The sequence below is a fragment of the Pseudomonas sp. EL_65y_Pfl1_R83 genome (assembly GCF_963970695.1).
In the GTDB taxonomy this organism is placed as follows: domain Bacteria; phylum Pseudomonadota; class Gammaproteobacteria; order Pseudomonadales; family Pseudomonadaceae; genus Aquipseudomonas; species Aquipseudomonas tritici.
The window spans coordinates 1-564 of record NZ_CAXAQI010000177.1 but is presented as its reverse complement, the minus strand read 5'-3'; the positions used below and the strand labels follow the sequence as shown (position 1 = coordinate 564).

1 protein-coding gene is annotated in these 564 nt (G+C 55.7%); it reads right to left on the bottom strand.

Annotated elements, in window-relative coordinates; genetic code table 11:
- Positions 1–564: IS4 family transposase (locus tag AACY08_RS28275; protein WP_339472398.1), on the bottom strand; the 564-nt coding region annotated here is incomplete at both ends.

Sequence of the window (564 nt, the reverse complement as noted above, 5' to 3'; positions counted from 1 at the left end):
TCGATTTCCCATCTTTCCTGATAAAGCTTGGCGACGGCGCTGGCGCTGTAAGTGCTGGCTGGCAGCGACGTCATGACTGTTTTCAACTTGCCCTGAACTTCGTAGCTGACCTCTCGCACCTCCCAATGAGTCGGCAAATCCGGATTTCGTTTTCTCGCCTGCGGCGACACTTTCATGCGCACCAAACGGTCATGCTTTCCGTAACGAACCACTTCTTCGCTGACCAGATTTTTTCGTGCCGGAGTCAGCCAGTGACGGTCAATCCCCTGGCCGCTCAGGCTAAGCATCAAATCGGCACTCCAGAAGCCCTTGTCGAAAAGCGTGACCGAATGGTTGGGGATCTGCTGTAGAAACTCATCAGCCAAGCGCATTTCGCTGCGTCGATAAGGGCTCAGCTGAGCATCCAGTATCAGGTGCGAACGAACATTCATCAGCGCCACCAGACGCAGCATTGGAAAAGGTGTCTGGCGTTCGGTCGGCGTATTTCCAGAGCCGAAATGATCGCGCAACTCGGGCGTGTCCGGGGTGCGTAGCAGTGCACCGTCCACGGCAAACACTTGCAGG